The organism is Kocuria tytonicola (genome assembly GCF_003687175.1).
GTDB lineage: Bacteria > Actinomycetota > Actinomycetes > Actinomycetales > Micrococcaceae > Kocuria > Kocuria tytonicola.
Genome location: NZ_RDEX01000001.1, coordinates 168,828 through 183,813, shown reverse-complemented (window position 1 = coordinate 183,813; position 14,986 = coordinate 168,828). Strand labels below are relative to the sequence as shown.

Genomic DNA, 14,986 nt, shown 5'->3' with positions numbered 1-14,986 from the left:
GGATAAAACATTGGACGCAATACATCTAGACTGCCAGGGTGCTGACGGTTCTGGCTACACCTGTAGGTGTGGTCCCGTCCGTGAGACAGTGACCCCATGACGTGGACACCCGTGACACTCGAGGGCCGGCTGGTGCGGCTGGAGCCGCTGCGCCGCGACCACCTGCAGGGGCTCGTGGAGGCCACCGAGGACGGGCGCATGTGGGACCGCTGGTACACGAGCATCCCCGCGCCGGACGGCATGGCGGCCGCGATCGAGCAGCGCCTCACGTGGCAGGGCGAGGGCTTCATGCTCCCCTTCACCACCGTGCGCCAGTCAGACGGCACCGTGCTGGGGATGACCACCTTCTACGACCCCCAGTGGACCGTGCCCCGCGTGAGCGTGGGCCACACCTGGAACCGTGCTTCCACCCACGGCACGGGCACCAATGCGGAGTCCAAGCTGCTGCTCATGACCCACGCGTTCGAGGAGCTCGGCTGCCAGTGCGTGCGCTACGAGACCAGCTGGGCCAACCAGCAGTCCCGCACCGCCATCGAGCATCTCGGCGCCCGGCTGGACGGCGTCCTGCGCGGCGACCGCCTGGAGTCCAACGGTGTGCTCCGGGACACCGTGGTCTACTCGGTGCTCGCCCACGAGTGGCCCTCCGTGAAGGCGGGGCTGGAAGCGCGGGTGGCGCGGCGCTGAGGCGAGCGGGCGGCGTCGTCGTCCGCCGTGGGCGGGTGGCCGCTGATCCGCAGGGTGCAGTCCGCGGTGGCCTCCAGCAGGTCCTGGACGGCGGGTGCGTCCTGGGCCGTCGGACGACGCGGCTCGGGAGCCGCGACCACGTCACGCACCTACGCCCCTGGCGGGGTGACGGGCACGGGGGAGACGATCGGGGCGGCGTCGGGAATCCGGACCGTGCTGGTCAGGGCGGTGAGGCTCGGCCGGCGCGGAGTGGAGCTGAAACCGAAGTCCGGGGGCGGGACCATGTCCGTGAGGGAGCCCAGATCGTGGCCGTCCCATGCGGCACGGGAGAACGCGATGGCGTGCAGGTCGTAGGCGGAGTACCACTCGGTGCGGTCGTTGCCCGCGGTGCCCAGTGTGCGCACGCCGGGCATCACCCGGCGGGCCACCGGGTCCGTGAGGTGCGCGAACGGCAGGGAGGTGCCCAGGGGGCGCGGCACGGACTGCAGCACGTAGCCCAGCGGTGAGCGCGGACCCACGCTGAACTGCCACGTGAGGGGTCCTGCGGTGACGGTCCAGCGTGAGGCGCGGCAGAAGCCGGTGCGGCGCACGTTCACGGGAACGCGGGTGACGGTGTCGAAGGTGTAGGTGTCCGAGACGAACCCGGCCACCCAGTCGTTGGGGGCCAGCAGCTCGCGGCGGCCGTCCGGGTGGGCGACCATGACGTCCGCGAACGGACCCTGCGGGGTGCGGTCCCAGCAGCCGAGCACCAGGCGGGTGCCCCCGGAGGTGCCGACGCCGGCGATGTGGCCGGTGAAGCGGTGGGTGGTTGTCATGAGGTCAAGGGTAGGCCGCGGGGCCGACGCGTGCGGTCACGAAGGATGGCCGTGGGCTCTTCCGGTGGTCACGAACCGTGACCACCGGAAGGGATGACGCCGCCCGCCCGTCGTTCTTCCCCGAGCGTGGGGATGTGAAACTCCGGGACGGGCGGCGGGCGCAACCGGTCAACGGGTGCGGATCAGTCGCCGTAGTTCATCCACACGCCCTTGATCTCCGTGTAGGCGTCCAGCGCGTAGGGCCCCATCTCGTTGCCCCAGCCGCTGGCCTTGAAACCGCCCCACGGCGCCGCCATGTCGGGGATGGGCGGGGAGTTCACGAAGACCGCACCGGCCCGGATCCCGTTGGCGAGACGGTGTGCCACCCGCAGGTCCTTGGTCCAGACCGTGGAGGAGAGACCATACTCCGTGTTGTTGGCCCGCCGGATCAGCTCGTCCAGCTCGTCCGAGTCCTGGTAGGAGAGCACGGAGAGCACCGGCCCGAAGATTTCCTCGGTGGCCAGGGTCATGTCGTCGGTGACCCCGGAGAACAGGGTGGGGCGGTAGAAGTTGCCGGTGTCCGCGGCGCGTTCACCACCAGTGACCAGCTCGGCTCCCTCGGCCCGGCCCTTGGCCACCAGCTCTTCCACATGCTGCAGGTGTTCGGCGGAGACCAGCGGACCCAGCTGGGTGGACTCGTTCTTGCCGGCACCGATCGTCATGGCTTCCATACCGGCCGCGAACTTGGTGAGGAACTCGTCCTCCCGCCTGGTATCGATGTAGAAGCGCGTGTAAGCGGCGCACACCTGCCCCGAATTGAGCAGTCCGCCCATGAGGTTGCCGGCCACGGCGGCATCGATGTCCGCGTCACGGGCGATGATCGACGGGGCCTTGCCGCCCAGCTCCAGCGTCACGCGCTTGAGAGTGCCCGCGGAGGCCCGCACGATGGACTGGCCCACCTCGGTGGAACCTGTGAAGGAGATCTTGTCGATCCCGCGGTGTTCCGCCATGGCCGCGCCGATGGAGCCGGGACCGGTGACAAGGTTGACGACTCCGGCCGGGAAACCCGCCTCATCGGCGAGTTCGACCAGTCGGATGGCGGTCATCGGGGTCACCGATGCGGGCTTGATGACGACCGTGTTGCCCGTGGCCAGTGCGGGCGCGAGCTTCCACGAGAGGATGGACAGCGGGAAGTTCCACGGTGTGATGAGACCGCAGACACCCACGGGCTCCCGGCGCGTGTAGTGGAAGGTGTTCGGGGTGGAGATGGGAGAGGTGCGACCCTCGATCTTGGTGACCCATCCCGCGTAGTACCGGATGTGCTCGGCGGCCATCTTGGAGGAGACCACACGGGAGATGCTGATGGGCTGGCCCTGATCGGCCGTCTCCAGCTGCGCGAGCTCCTCCTGGTGCTGATCCACCAGGTCCGCGAAGCGGAACATCAACCGTGCCCGGTCGGCGGGGAGCATGTCCCGCCACTCGGGGTTCTCGAAGGCGGCGCGCGCGGCGTCGACAGCGGCGTCGAGATCGGCGGTGGACGCCTTGCCCACCTCGGCGATGAGTTCCTCAGTGGCCGGGTCGTGGGTGGTGAAGGTGCCGCCGGTGGCGGCAACCCACTGCCCGTTGATGAACAGTTTCGTGGTCATGGACGTTCCTCTCATGGGGTGGAGTACCCGCACCGCCGTGGGCGGTGGGGATGGTTCTTGGTCAGGCGGTCGTGTGTGCGTGCCGGTGGACGGGTGCGTGGCGGGGACGTGGGAGCCCAGGACCCACCGTGCGCGGCCGGTGCCCGGGAGACAGCGCGACCCGGCGGCGTCGGGCTCCCCGCAGCCAGGCGGAGGCGAGGCCGGCCACGGCGAGTTCCAGGACGGCCACGAGCACCATGGCTGCGAGCCCACCGCCCGCCGGGGCGAAAGGACGCGCCGGCGAACCGTGGTGGGCGTGCGTCCCCCCGCTCATCAGCGGGAGAATGAGCACATGGACGAGCGCCATGAGCGCGGCCATCACCATGGTCGTGGTGGCGGTGCTTTGAGCGGACACGGAGCGCAGGAGTCCCGTCAGGCAGGAGAGGCAGGTGAGGGCCATGACCAGCATCAGGACCGACATGACCGTTCCGTGCGTGCCGTCGGCGGCCATCCCCAGGTGGACAACGACCGAGGCGCCCAGACCGGCGACCAGAAGCAGCCGCAGCGGCAACCGCCGTCCACAGAACAGGCCGGGGAGCGCACTCTGCCACGAGCTCACGGCGGTCATGCCTGCTCCTCCAAGGGCTTGCCGGCGCCCACTCGGGCGTAGACCTCGGGGCGGCGGTGCCGGATGGCCTCTCCCCACACCAGCCCGGCAACACCCGTGGCCAGGATGATCCCCGGCATCACGATGGCCAGGGGACTGGGACCGTCGGAGCCGATCAGCACATCGAAGTTGACCAGGATCACGAGGCACACCGTGCCCAGGCCGATCACCGACAGGACGGGTGCGACCAGACGGACCCAGACCGAGTGGGCGCCTGGGGCCCGACGGAAGTGCCCGATCACGGCCACCGAGGTGACTGTCAGGAGGAAGACCAGACCGAAGGCGCCGGCATTGCCCAGCCACGTGAACAGCGTGAGCACGGGGTAGAGCGGGCCGAACTCCGAGTTGCGCCCGGCGATTGCGAAGACGGCAACGAGCACGACCGCCAACCCGCTCTGGGTGAGGGACCCCGCCACGGGAGCGTGGTTGCGACGCCCCACGGCTCCGAGCCACGCGGGGAGAACGGTCTCGCGGCCCAGCGCGAAGAAGTACCGGGCCACGGCGTTGTGAAACGCGATCAGTGCTGCTAGCAGGCTCGTGATGAACAATGTCTGGGCGATGTCCGTGAACAGCATCCCCGCGTGCTGCTCGAGGAACATGAAGACCAGGTCGGGACCGAACTCACGGGACGCGTTGACGATGTGGCCGGGGCCGATGCCCACGGACAGGGCCCACGCCGTCACCGCGTAGAACAGCGAGATGATGGTCACCGCGATGAACGTCGCCCGGGGAACGGAGCGCGTGGGGTTCTTGGCCTCCTCGCTGTAGATGGCCCCGGACTCGAAGCCCATGAACGACGCCACACCGAAGGAGAGCACGGCCCCGATCCCGTACTGGAAGAACTCTCCGGGCATCAGGGCCCGGGCGCTGACGCCCTCCGGCGCCACGGACAGGGACATGACGTCCACGACGATCACGACCATGAACTCCAGGGCCACCAGGACGGCGATGACCTTGGCCGAGAGGTCCACGCGGCTGATGCCCAGCAGCCCCACCACCACCAGTCCGGCGAGAGCGGACGCCCACCACGGGACGGCCACGCCTAGCCGGGCCTCCAGGAACGAGGACAGTGCGAACCCGAAGATCCCGTACAGCCCGATCTGCATCGCGTTGTAGCTGATGAGGGCGAGCCAGGACGCGGCAATGCCCTGGCGCGGTCCGAGTCCGTCCGCAATGTAGGCGTAGAAGGCCCCGGCATTGGTGATCCGGGCCGACATCGCGCCGTAGCCGACGGCGAAAAGCAGCAGCACCGCACCGAGCACCAGGAACCCCAGAGGCACCCCCACCAGACCGGAGACCCCGAACTGGGAGGGCAGTCCGCCGGCCAGGGTGGTCAGGGGTGCGGATGCTGCGATGACGAGGAAGACGAGGGAGGGGACGCCGAGGGTGCGTCCCTCCAGACCACCCTGCTCGCTGAGGTGCGAGTGTGCGATGCCGTGCTGGGTGGACGTGGGTCTTTCCTCGGTGCGGGATGTCGCTGAATTAGTGCTCATGATTCCCCCTTCGTCATGCAGGCAATGGTCTTCTGCGGAGCGGTGCGAGAGACGCCCTGTGCAGGAACGTGCGAGAGGATCCCGCGCGGTGCGGGCGCTGCGAGGATCGAGTGCAGGCCCGTGAGATAAGTCACCAGTGTGGAGTGCCTGCCAGGTCTTGTACAGGGGTACAAGTACGGTTTCTGGCTGCGTGCTCGGGTGGAAAAGCGCGGTATTCCGCGGAATTCTGATGCTCCCGTGGCTTCCACTAAGGGAACCTGTAGCGGTGGCCGGCGCGGTGGACCGGCTCGGCACCCGTGGTCGGCCCACGGCGCGGCCTCAGCCCCTACGGGGAAGAGTCCTTCCCGTCCTCTAAGGAATTTACCTATTGCCCGTTCGAGCGTGCCGCGAATTAATGAAGTGCAGAAGATCGCATCATTTCGCCCCGGAATTATCCGGGTCCCATGAATTTCGCTGAACGCACGGACCACGCGGTCCCTGCAGTCCGCACGAGGAGGAACAATGACGGAAGAGAACCGAGACAGCACCATCGAGCGTCTGGCAGAGCGCGTGGCGGTCCTGGAGGCCGAGGCCGAGATCCGCAGGATCCAGGCCCGCTACATGTTCCTGTGCGACACCCCGTGCCCCGAATTCGGTGTGACGGATGACCAGGAGCGCATCGACCTCATCATGGACCTCTACGCGCAGGATGCCGTGTGGGAGGGCGTGGGCGAGTACTACGACAACCAGTTCGGCCGCGCGGAGGGACACGACGAGATCCGGGCACACTTCAACCGGTTCTGGGACAAGGACGCGGACCCCGCGCTGCTGCTCAACGCCCACTACCTCACGTCAGAGCAGATCCGTGTGGACGGCGACACCGCGACGGGCCTGTGGATCCACATGCAGCCCTGGCTCTACGCGGACGGCACGTCCCTACTGCGCTCGAGCCGGCTGAACAACGCGTTTCGGAAGATCGACGGTAAGTGGAAGATCACCCGCACCCGGACGGAGAACGTCTTCATCGCCCCGCTGCCGAAGCAGTTCGCCTCGGACTACCCCTCGGCATCGGTGCTGCTGCAGCCCTGAAGCCGTCCCCGGGTGCGCTGATGGCCGCTAGCTGCGGCCCCGGGATTACCCGCACCCTGCCTGATCCACCCACGATTGTCCCTGGAGAGAGTTGCGCCATGTCTATGGAATTCACCCACGTCACCCTGGGTCAGCGCGTCCTGTTCGGCACCGGTGGGGCCGCGGCCCACGTGGCCGAAGAGATTGCTCGGCTCGGAGCAACGGCCCCGATGGTCATAGCCGGTGATGCGGAGCGGGAGCTGGCGCGCACCGCGACGGCCGGTACCACGCCCGCCCTGTGGTGGGACGAGGTCATCCAGCACGTGCCGGTGGAACTTGCCGAGTCGGCCCGGGCGGCAGCCGCCGAGTACGGGATCGACGTGATCGTCTCCGTGGGAGGCGGCTCGACCACCGGGCTGGCGAAGGCGGTTGCACTGACCACGGGAATCCCGGTGATCGCCGTGCCCACCACTTACGCGGGGTCCGAGGCCACCGATGTGTGGGGTCTCACCGAGCAGCGCACTAAGACCACGGGTGTGGACCACAAGGTGCTCCCGGTGGCGGTGGTCTATGACGCCGACCTGTCCAGGACGCTTCCCGTCGGCCTCGCCGTGGCGTCCGGGCTCAACGGAATGGCCCACTGCGTCGATTCTTTATGGGCTCCCCGGGCGGACCCCATCAATCAGGCCCTGGCCCTGGAAGGGGCGAGGGCCCTGGCCCTGGCCCTGCGCGGTATCGTGGCGGACCCGGATGACATGGCGGCCCGGGAACAGGCGCTGTACGGCTGCTACCTGGCGGCCGTCTCCTTCGCGAGCGCGGGTTCGGGGCTCCACCACAAAATCTGCCACGTCCTGGGCGGCACGTTCGACCTGCCCCACGCGCAGACCCATGCGACGGTCCTGCCCTACGTGCTGGCCTTCAACGCACCGGCTGTCCCCGACCTCGCGGAGCGTCTCGCGACGTCGCTGCGGGATCCCGACTCGCCGCGGCGCCCCGGTGAGCAGGATAGCGCGGCGCAGGCCGTCGATGCACTGAACGACCTGTACCGGGCCGTGGACGCGCCGTCCCGGCTGAGCGACTACGAATTCACCGACTCCAGCGTCCCCGAGGCGGTGGAGCGGGTGCTGAAGGCCGCGCCGGCGTCCAACCCAGTGACCGTGACCGAGGACAATGCGACGGCTCTGCTCACCGCGGCGCTCACGGGCTCCACCCCAAACGTTGAGTCCCTGGCACCGGCCGGTCGTTGAGCCGTCGAACGTCATTCGAGGAGAGATGCCATGTCACAGCACAGTGAGATGACCGCGCAGCAGGAGCAGGCCCGCCGGGAGCAGGAGCTCACGGAACAGGTGACCGCCTCCTTCGTGGACACCGAGAACCCCCGCCTCCGTCAGGTGATGCAGTCGCTCGTGACCCACCTGCACGCCTTCGTGCGGGACGTCCGGCTCACGGAGGACGAGTGGAACAGTGCCATCGAATTTCTCACCGAGGTGGGACACATCACCGACGATCGCCGACAGGAGTTCATCCTGCTGTCTGACGTTCTGGGTGTGTCCATGCAGACAATCGCCGTCAACAACCCCGTGGCCGGTGAGGCCACGGAGGCCACGGTGTTTGGGCCGTTCTTCGTGGAGACCGCGCCGGAGATCCCAATTGGTGGTGACATCGCGGGCGGCGCAGCCGGAGAGCCCTGCTGGGTCGAGGGAACCGTCACGGACACGGAGGGCAACACGGTTCCGGGCGCGCGGATCGAGGTATGGGAGGCGGACGAGGACGGTTTCTACGACGTCCAGTACGACGATGCCCGGGTGTCCGGGCGCGCCCATCTCTACTCGGACGACCAGGGCCGTTACGCGTTCTGGGGACTCACGCCCACTCCGTACCCCATCCCCCACGACGGCCCCGTGGGTGCCATGCTCGCGGCCACCGGACGCTCTCCAGTGCGGGTGGCCCACCTGCACTTCATGGTGACCGCCGAGCGCTACCGCACGCTCGTGACCCACATTTTCGTAGAAGGGGACCCCCAGCTGGAGATCGGGGACTCCGTCTTCGGGGTCAAGGACTCGCTCATTAAGACGTTCGCCCCGCAGCCGCCCGAAGCTCCCACCCCGGACGGTCGGGACCTGGCCGGCCGGGGGTGGACCCGGGCCCGGTTCGACATCGTGCTCGCCTCCGAGCAGTAGAGGCCGCCGTGACGACGGCCCGCGGCCGCACCCGGGGTTGCGACGGGCACGGTCCGGAACGCTCGGGCCTGCGACGGCCGCGTCGCCACCGGTCTGCGGCGTGGTAATCCGTGATCATCGCGATCCCGTGAGGAACACCCGGCGGAATCAGGTCACGCACTCCTGGAGGGAACATGAAAACATCGCGCAGATCAGCGTTGAGCATGGCCATGTGCGGCGGTCTGCTGCTGGCCGGCTGCACCGCGCCCCAGGCCACGGGCACGGACGGAGCCCAACCGCCCGAGGTGGTGCTGCGGATCGCGACGGCATTCGACGCCAAGCACTCCAACAACGCCGGCCTGTGGCTGTTCCGGGACAGACTGGCGAAGAACGCCCCCTGGATAGAACTCGACTATCGCGGTGGTCCGGAGGTGATGGCGCCCAATCTCCTGATCGAGGGCGTGGCCTCGGGTGCGTTCGACGGCGCCAGCATGCCGGGGGACTACTACACGGATCAGGTGCCTGCGATGCAGATCGCCCGGTTCACGCCGTTCACCCCAATGCAGGAGCGGGCGAACGGTGTTGCCGCACTCTACGAGACGATCCACCAGGAGCAGCTTGGCGTCCACTACGTGGGTCGCACGGTGTCGGGGATGCCCCAGGTGCTCCTTCTCAAGGAACCGCTGACCACCACGGACCTTTCGGGGCGGGCCATCCGCACGTCGTCGGCGACGTCCGGGGTGGTGCGGGCCATGGGTGGCATCCCCGTGGACCTTCCCGGTGGGGAGGTCTACACCGCACTCGAACGCAGCGTGGTCAGCGGTGCGGCGTGGGCGTCCGTGGGGCCGAGCAGCCTCGGCCTGCAGAACGTTGCATCCTACTACCTTGCTCCGCGGTTCTTCGAGTCCCTGGCGAACCTCGTGATCAACGGGGACATCTGGAGAGCCCTCGACGACCGCTCGCGCAAGGCCATCACCGACACCATGACGGAGGTCGAACCGGAGATTTTCGAACACTTTGTCACTACGGCCGAGAAGGAGACCGCGGAGTGGCGCGCTGCCGGGATGAAGGAAAACGCCCTGCCGGAGCGAGAATCTCGGAAGCTCCTGGAGATCGCCTACCGCGACGTCTGGAAGAACGATCTCGACTGGGAGCGCATCGAACGGACGTCTCCCGCCTCCGTCGAGTTGCGCAGGGCTCTCGATGCCGCCATCACCGGGGACCTTGAGGACGCGGTCCCGGGGGTTGCGAAGGACCGTGCACGAAAGATCCAGCAGGGAGACATCTGATGGGCACACCCGAAGACAGCCGTGCGGTCCCCAGGTCACAGCCCGCCGTGGTCGCGGAATCACTCATGTCACCCGTCGGCGAGGAAACGGCCACCACGGACGATTTGACGGGCGCGCTCTGGACCCCCGTGCGTGTGGTGCAGGGGGCCGGGGGCTGCTCCTGGTGGGACTTGCGATTCTCGTCACGGTGAGTGTGTTTATGCGGACCGTGGGGGCGGGATTCGTTGGAACCGTGGAGTTCGGCGCCATGGCCATGGTGCTGCTGGTGGCACTGGGCGCTCCGGCGGTGGCTGCCGCGGACGAGAACTTCCGTCTGGAGATCGTGGACATGTTCGCCCCGCCGCGCGTCGTGCGCGCACTGGACAAGGTGGCCCTGGCGTTTCAGCTCCTGGTGAGCGCCCTGGTGACCTGGTTCGTTCTCTCCTTGTTCCTCGACGACCTCCGCACGGGGACCACGATGGCCGGTGAGCTGGGGATCCAGCGCGCGTGGCTCACCGGGGTCCTCACTCTGGGGCTGGCCCTGACCGCGTACGCGGTCGCCGTCCGGTTCGTCCGGGCGCTTCGCGCACCGAGCCCCGAGGAGGGGTGAACGATGGAATGGTATGTCTTCCTCATTCTCTTCATGCTGGGTCTGGCCGTCGTCATGCTCATCCGTGTGCCCGTGGGATTCGCCATGCTCGGGCTCGGCGCCCTGGCGGCCGTCTTCGCCTTCGGCTCCGTGGAGGCGGCCTCCCGGCTGGTGGGTCTCAGCCTGATCAGCAGTGTCAACTCCTTCACGTTCTCCGCCATCCCGCTCTTCATCCTCATGGGGGAGGTGCTTTTCCGTTCCCGGATAGCCCATGACGCCCTGGACGAGATCTCCCTCCTGCTGCGACGCGTGCCCGGGCGACTCCCAATGGTTGCGGTGGCCGGGGGCGGGGCCTTCGGCCTGCTATCCGGCTCGACCCTGGCGAACACCGCCCTCTTCGGCCGCACGCTGTGGCCGCAGATGCGCGACGAGGGGTACAACGAGAAGCTGGCCGTGGGATCGATTCTCGGCTCGGGCGGGCTGGCGATGATCCTCCCGCCGAGCGCCCTGGCCATCCTGTGGGGCGGGATCGCCCAGATCCCCATCGGTCCCCTGCTGATCGCGGGCATCGTCCCCGGGTTGCTCATGGCCGTGGGCTACGCCGTGGTGGTGCTGGCGTGGAGTGCTCGCACCGGGCGGGTGGGGGAGATGCCCTCGGCCCGAACCCTCGGGGCCGCCCTGCGCTCGGGTCTGCGCCACCTCTGGGCACCCGGAGTCATTGCCCTGTTCGTCCTGGGACTGATCTTCACCGGCGTGGCCACCCCCACCGAGACGGCGGCACTGGGAACGGCGCTCGCCGTGGTGCTCACGGTGGTACTCGGACGGTTCCGCTGGCGGGACCTGCGCGCCAGCGCGGTGGGAACCGTCCGGACGAGCGCCGCCATCTTCTTTCTGGTCCTCGGCTCCACTCTCTATAGCCAGCTGATGGCGTACATGGGAGCCACCCAGGGCCTCGTGAAGTGGAGCACGGGCCTGGTGTCCAACGGGCTCATGATGCTCGCGCTCATCATGGTTCTGCTCATCGTCCTGGGAGCATTCATCGATCAGGCGTCCATCATGCTGGTGACCGCGCCGCTGCTCATGCCCATCGTCTCGGCGTTCGGGTGGGATCCCCTGTGGTTCAGCATCCTGGTGCTGATCATCCTGCAGATCGGCAACACGTCCCCGCCGTTCGGCATGAGCCTGTTCGTGATGAAGGGCGTGGCGCCCGAGCTGAGCATGGGCACCATATACAAGGCGGCGCTGCCCTGGATCGGTTCCGACATCGCGGTCGTCCTGGTGCTGGTCGGCTTCCCCGCGCTCGTCACCTTCCTGCCTGCGCTGATGCAGTGACGACGTCGGTGGGTGGCCTGGGCGCCCGGGGCCCGGGCGCTCTCATGCCCGGGGATGTGGGGCCTGCCGCAGCGGTAGCCTTACCACTGCCTCCGTGCCGCGCGGGTGCCGAGGGAGGAACCGCAGGTCTCCGCTGTGGCGCTCAATGATCTGCTCCGAGAGGATCAGACCGAGACCGGACCCGTCCTCCTTGTTCGAGAACGCGCCGTTGGCCAGGCGCTTGCCGGGTACCTCGGGAACACCCCGGCCCTCGTCGATCACGGTGATGCATGCCCACTCCTCCTCACTCCACGTCCGGACCGTGAGGTCCTTGGAGGGGGTGGAGGGCAGCACGATCTCGTCGATGGCGTTGAAACACAGGTTGATGACCACCTGCCCGATGAGAACGCTCTCCCCTTCCACTGGCAGCTCCTGGTCCGCGAACTCGACGCGCAGCTGCACGCCCCGTTCGGCGGCCCGCAGGCCCACGAAGTAGAGACTCTCCCGAACGGTGTCATTGACGTCCATGGGCGCCTTCGTGCTCTCGATCCGCTGCACGTAGCGCTTCACGGAGGAGACGATCTCCGCCGCCCGGTGGATCTGCTTCTCGACCTGCTCGAGGCCGTACGTGAGGCTGTCCCCGTCCACGGCCCCGCCGGAGGCCCGTGACTTGAGGCCGACCAAGAAATTGGCGGACGCGGACAGCGGTTGCCCCAGCTCGTGGGCCAGGATCATGGCCATGTCCCCCATGGCGTTGTAGCGGCTGAGGTACTGGATGTTCGCCGACTGGTAGGCCAGTTCCCGTTCCCACTCCAGCCGCGCCGTGGCTTCACGCATCACGAGGACGCGGGAGAACATGCCGTCGTACTCCACCACCTCGAGATCACCGAGCAGCCACGCACTCGATCCGTCCTCGCGGACGACCTCCTGGCGGATCTGGATCGAGTCCCCGTTGTTCCGCAGGGCATCGTGTACACGTGCGCTGTCCAGGGCCGGGTCGCACCGGCCCAGATCGGTCAGTCGTTGCCCCACCAACGCGTTCTTCGGCTGCCGGTAGAAGGCCGCGGCCTGAGGGGAGATGACCTCGATCCGGTCGTCCTCGTCCAGTACCACGATCCCGGTGGACGTGTGGGTCAGGACTCTCTGGAGGGACTCGGAGACCCACCCCAGCTCCTCCTGCAGCTCCACCTCTGTACCGATGTTCCGCAGCTGCACCATGACCACGGGGCCGTCGTCGAAGTTCACGAGTGCCGCGGCGACCTCTGCGAGGAAGTCCTCACCATCACGGTTACGGTATTTCCAGTGGCGCCGGCTCGTTCCGTGGACCACCGCCTCCTGGAGCCACGCGATCCCGATTTCCCTGCGGTATTCACGTTCCTGGCTGCTCATGTGGTGGGCCTTGAGGGGGCGCAGCTCCTCCAGGCTGAACCCGAACATGCGGCAGGCGGCGGGATTCGCCCACAGGATGTTCTTGGAGACCGCCTCGTGGATCAGGATGCCGGTCTCGGTCTGGAGGGTCATCGCCTCGTAGTCCCTGCCGCTGGGGAACATCGGTCAACACCTTCCTGACGACATGAGCCCCAAGTGTGACGCCCGTCTCCCGCGTCTGTCCATAGGGAAATGCCTTAGGTGTGACAGGGGAAAATCCCGATACCGCCGGAGCCCCTTGCCTCCGTACCGTTTTCACAACTGGAGATTCTCGAGTGAACGGAGACACTGATGACGGTCCACAAGGCGGACGAGTCAGTATGCGCGGAAGAAACGATTTCCGCCCGCAGAAAGGCTTTCGGCAAGGCACTGGAGGTTCTCCAGGACCGTCGTGACGAATTCGGCACCCAGGGCTTCGTGCCGAAGGATTTCATCGACCTGCTCAAGCGCACGGGAATGTACCGGGCCTCCGTGCCGGCCGAGTTCGGCGGGGAGCCCATGCCCCCGGCCCAGTTCATGGACATGGTCGAGGAGATCTCGAGAGTCGATCCCGCCACCGGGTGGGTGGCCAGCTTCGGGTCCTCCCTCGTGTACTTCGCCGCCCTGCCGGTTGCAACCCAGGAGAAGCTCTACTCGCGGTCCGTGGACATCGCCTACGCGGGCGGGTTGTTCCCCATGCAGGAGGCCGAGAAGGTCGACGGGGGATACCTCTGCACCGGGGTGTGGCAGTTCGCGAGCGGTTGCAAGGGAGCGGACATCCTCGGCATCGGTCTGCAGGGTGGTCCCGACACGAACGGCAAACCAATTACCGCGCTCGTGGACCCGGCGGATGTTGAGATCGTAGACAACTGGGACGTGGCCGGTATGCGCGCCACGGGCTCGCATGCGGTGCGTGCCGACAGGGTATTCGTGCCCGAGGACATGACGTTCGTACGCGGCGGGGATCCGCGGGTGGATGAGCCGATCACCCGCTACCCCGCGCTCGCCTACGCCGCCCAGGTGCTCGCCTCGGTGGCACTCGGGGCAGCCCGCGGTGCCCTGGACTACGTCTACGAGACCGGCGCCGTCCGAACGAGCATCACGGGTGGCACGAGCAAGGGCAATCGGCCCACCTACAAGGACGGTGTGGCCCGGGCCGAGGCGGACCTGCGCTCCGCGCGAGCCTTCTTCTACGAGATCACCAACGAGGTCTGGGACCACGCGGTGCGGGACGTGGAGATCACTGAGCGGCACAGGGCACTGCTGCGCCTGGCCGCTACGCAGGCGGCCCAGGTGTCACGGAAGGTCGTGCTGAGTGCGTTCGACCTCGCCGGCACGGGCGCTATTTACCAGAGCCACCCGCTCCAGCGCTTCCTGCAGGACTGCCTGGTCCCCGCGCAGCACGCCATGCTCCAGAACAACACGTACGAGGCCGCGGGGGCGGTCCTGCTCGGCGCAGAGGCGGGCATCCCGAGCTTCCCCTAGGTCAGCCGCTCGCCACAGCCCACCGCACGCATCATGCCGAGAGGACCACATCTCATGACCGACGCCCCGCTCCGCACCCTTTTCTGTTTCGGGAACAACCAGAACTTCTTCGACCTCCCCAAGTCTGAGATCGGGCCCATCTGGACCGCCACGCAGTCCCTGCTGGTGCAGATGCGAGATCTGGAGGGGCTCGAGATCCTGGGAACCTTCGACGACGACGCCCACATGGTCGGTCCGTCCGACGGCTGGCCCTGGACCTTCTACGTCCTGGCGGACGTCCGCGACCAAGAGACGGTCAAGGCCGCCTGCAACCTTCTGCGCACCACCATGGTGGGCGACTACGCCCTCTGGCGGTACTTCAAGGTCGAAGCCCGCATGGGCCGTGAGCTGAGCATTCGCGACGACGTCGAGGCTTGACACGACCCACTCCAGCACAGCATTTCCAGCACACACTTTC

Annotated in this window: 14 protein-coding genes; 9 read left to right on the top strand and 5 right to left on the bottom strand. The window is 67.6% G+C overall.

What is annotated here, in order from left to right; genetic code table 11:
* Positions 1-96: 96 nt before the first annotated feature.
* A complete protein-coding gene (locus tag EAE32_RS00855) occupies positions 97-684 on the top strand; it encodes a GNAT family N-acetyltransferase (protein ID WP_121863867.1) in 588 nt (195 codons plus the stop codon).
* A 149-nt stretch (positions 685-833) separates the two neighbouring features.
* Here the strand turns inward: EAE32_RS00855 and EAE32_RS00845 are convergent, their stop codons facing one another.
* From EAE32_RS00845 to EAE32_RS00830, 4 genes are all read right to left on the bottom strand, one after another.
* A complete protein-coding gene (locus EAE32_RS00845) occupies positions 834-1,499 on the bottom strand; it encodes a hypothetical protein (RefSeq protein ID WP_121863865.1) in 666 nt (221 codons plus the stop codon).
* Between the two features lie 182 nt (positions 1,500-1,681).
* Positions 1,682-3,124, bottom strand: a complete 1,443-nt coding sequence (locus tag EAE32_RS00840; RefSeq protein WP_121863864.1) for an aldehyde dehydrogenase family protein — start codon at positions 3,122-3,124, stop codon at positions 1,682-1,684.
* Between the two features lie 61 nt (positions 3,125-3,185).
* A complete protein-coding gene (locus EAE32_RS00835; RefSeq protein WP_121863863.1) occupies positions 3,186-3,731 on the bottom strand; it encodes a hypothetical protein in 546 nt (181 codons plus the stop codon).
* Positions 3,728-5,263: an APC family permease gene (locus EAE32_RS00830; protein WP_121863862.1), complete on the bottom strand. Its 1,536-nt coding sequence runs from the start codon at positions 5,261-5,263 to the stop codon at positions 3,728-3,730. Before EAE32_RS00830 ends, EAE32_RS00835 begins: the two co-directional genes overlap by 4 nt.
* A gap of 501 nt (positions 5,264-5,764) precedes the next feature.
* Between EAE32_RS00830 and EAE32_RS00825 the strand changes: the two genes are divergently transcribed.
* The 6 genes from EAE32_RS00825 to EAE32_RS00800 all read left to right on the top strand — a co-directional run bounded on the left by EAE32_RS00825 (position 5,765) and on the right by EAE32_RS00800 (position 11,658).
* Entirely contained in the window at positions 5,765-6,331 is a 567-nt protein-coding gene (locus EAE32_RS00825) for a nuclear transport factor 2 family protein (protein ID WP_121863861.1), read from the top strand.
* Positions 6,332-6,429: 98 nt separating this feature from the next.
* Positions 6,430-7,557, top strand: coding sequence for a maleylacetate reductase (locus EAE32_RS00820; RefSeq protein WP_121863860.1), 1,128 nt, complete (start codon positions 6,430-6,432; stop codon positions 7,555-7,557).
* 30 nt (positions 7,558-7,587) lie between these two features.
* The gene (locus EAE32_RS00815; protein WP_121863859.1) at positions 7,588-8,490 is read left to right on the top strand and encodes a dioxygenase; all 903 of its coding nucleotides are present in this window, start codon (positions 7,588-7,590) and stop codon (positions 8,488-8,490) included.
* 173 nt (positions 8,491-8,663) lie between these two features.
* A complete protein-coding gene (gene dctP, locus EAE32_RS00810) occupies positions 8,664-9,758 on the top strand; it encodes a TRAP transporter substrate-binding protein DctP (RefSeq protein ID WP_207803839.1) in 1,095 nt (364 codons plus the stop codon).
* Positions 9,673-10,347 carry a TRAP transporter small permease gene (locus tag EAE32_RS12080; protein WP_121863858.1) on the top strand — a complete coding sequence of 225 codons (675 nt, stop codon included), beginning with the start codon at positions 9,673-9,675 and terminating at the stop codon, positions 10,345-10,347. Before dctP ends, EAE32_RS12080 begins: the two co-directional genes overlap by 86 nt.
* A gap of 3 nt (positions 10,348-10,350) precedes the next feature.
* A complete protein-coding gene (locus EAE32_RS00800) occupies positions 10,351-11,658 on the top strand; it encodes a TRAP transporter large permease (protein ID WP_121863857.1) in 1,308 nt (435 codons plus the stop codon).
* Positions 11,659-11,700: 42 nt separating this feature from the next.
* On the opposite strand, the gene EAE32_RS00795 is transcribed toward EAE32_RS00800, so the two are convergent.
* A complete protein-coding gene (locus EAE32_RS00795) occupies positions 11,701-13,188 on the bottom strand; it encodes an ATP-binding protein (RefSeq protein WP_207803838.1) in 1,488 nt (495 codons plus the stop codon).
* 168 nt (positions 13,189-13,356) lie between these two features.
* Here EAE32_RS00795 and EAE32_RS00790 point away from each other — a divergent pair, with 168 nt between their 5' ends.
* Together EAE32_RS00790 and EAE32_RS00785 are read left to right on the top strand one after the other, a co-directional pair.
* Entirely contained in the window at positions 13,357-14,529 is a 1,173-nt protein-coding gene (locus EAE32_RS00790) for an acyl-CoA dehydrogenase family protein (protein ID WP_121863856.1), read from the top strand.
* 54 nt (positions 14,530-14,583) lie between these two features.
* Positions 14,584-14,946, top strand: coding sequence for a hypothetical protein (locus EAE32_RS00785; protein ID WP_121863855.1), 363 nt, complete (start codon positions 14,584-14,586; stop codon positions 14,944-14,946).
* Positions 14,947-14,986: the final 40 nt, after the last annotated feature.

Excerpts from the sequence above, each read along its gene's own strand:
- EAE32_RS00855 (WP_121863867.1), top strand. The coding sequence starts at position 97 with ATGACGTGGACACCCGTGACACTCGAGGGCCGGCTGGTGCGGCTGGAG.
- EAE32_RS00845 (WP_121863865.1), bottom strand. The coding sequence starts at position 1,499 with ATGACAACCACCCACCGCTTCACCGGCCACATCGCCGGCGTCGGCACC.
- EAE32_RS00840 (WP_121863864.1), bottom strand. The coding sequence starts at position 3,124 with ATGACCACGAAACTGTTCATCAACGGGCAGTGGGTTGCCGCCACCGGC.
- EAE32_RS00835 (WP_121863863.1), bottom strand. The coding sequence starts at position 3,731 with ATGACCGCCGTGAGCTCGTGGCAGAGTGCGCTCCCCGGCCTGTTCTGT.
- EAE32_RS00830 (WP_121863862.1), bottom strand. The coding sequence starts at position 5,263 with ATGAGCACTAATTCAGCGACATCCCGCACCGAGGAAAGACCCACGTCC.
- EAE32_RS00825 (WP_121863861.1), top strand. The coding sequence starts at position 5,765 with ATGACGGAAGAGAACCGAGACAGCACCATCGAGCGTCTGGCAGAGCGC.
- EAE32_RS00820 (WP_121863860.1), top strand. The coding sequence starts at position 6,430 with ATGTCTATGGAATTCACCCACGTCACCCTGGGTCAGCGCGTCCTGTTC.
- EAE32_RS00815 (WP_121863859.1), top strand. The coding sequence starts at position 7,588 with ATGTCACAGCACAGTGAGATGACCGCGCAGCAGGAGCAGGCCCGCCGG.
- dctP (WP_207803839.1), top strand. The coding sequence starts at position 8,664 with ATGAAAACATCGCGCAGATCAGCGTTGAGCATGGCCATGTGCGGCGGT.
- EAE32_RS12080 (WP_121863858.1), top strand. The coding sequence starts at position 9,673 with ATGCCGCCATCACCGGGGACCTTGAGGACGCGGTCCCGGGGGTTGCGA.
- EAE32_RS00800 (WP_121863857.1), top strand. The coding sequence starts at position 10,351 with ATGGAATGGTATGTCTTCCTCATTCTCTTCATGCTGGGTCTGGCCGTC.
- EAE32_RS00795 (WP_207803838.1), bottom strand. The coding sequence starts at position 13,188 with ATGTTCCCCAGCGGCAGGGACTACGAGGCGATGACCCTCCAGACCGAG.
- EAE32_RS00790 (WP_121863856.1), top strand. The coding sequence starts at position 13,357 with ATGACGGTCCACAAGGCGGACGAGTCAGTATGCGCGGAAGAAACGATT.
- EAE32_RS00785 (WP_121863855.1), top strand. The coding sequence starts at position 14,584 with ATGACCGACGCCCCGCTCCGCACCCTTTTCTGTTTCGGGAACAACCAG.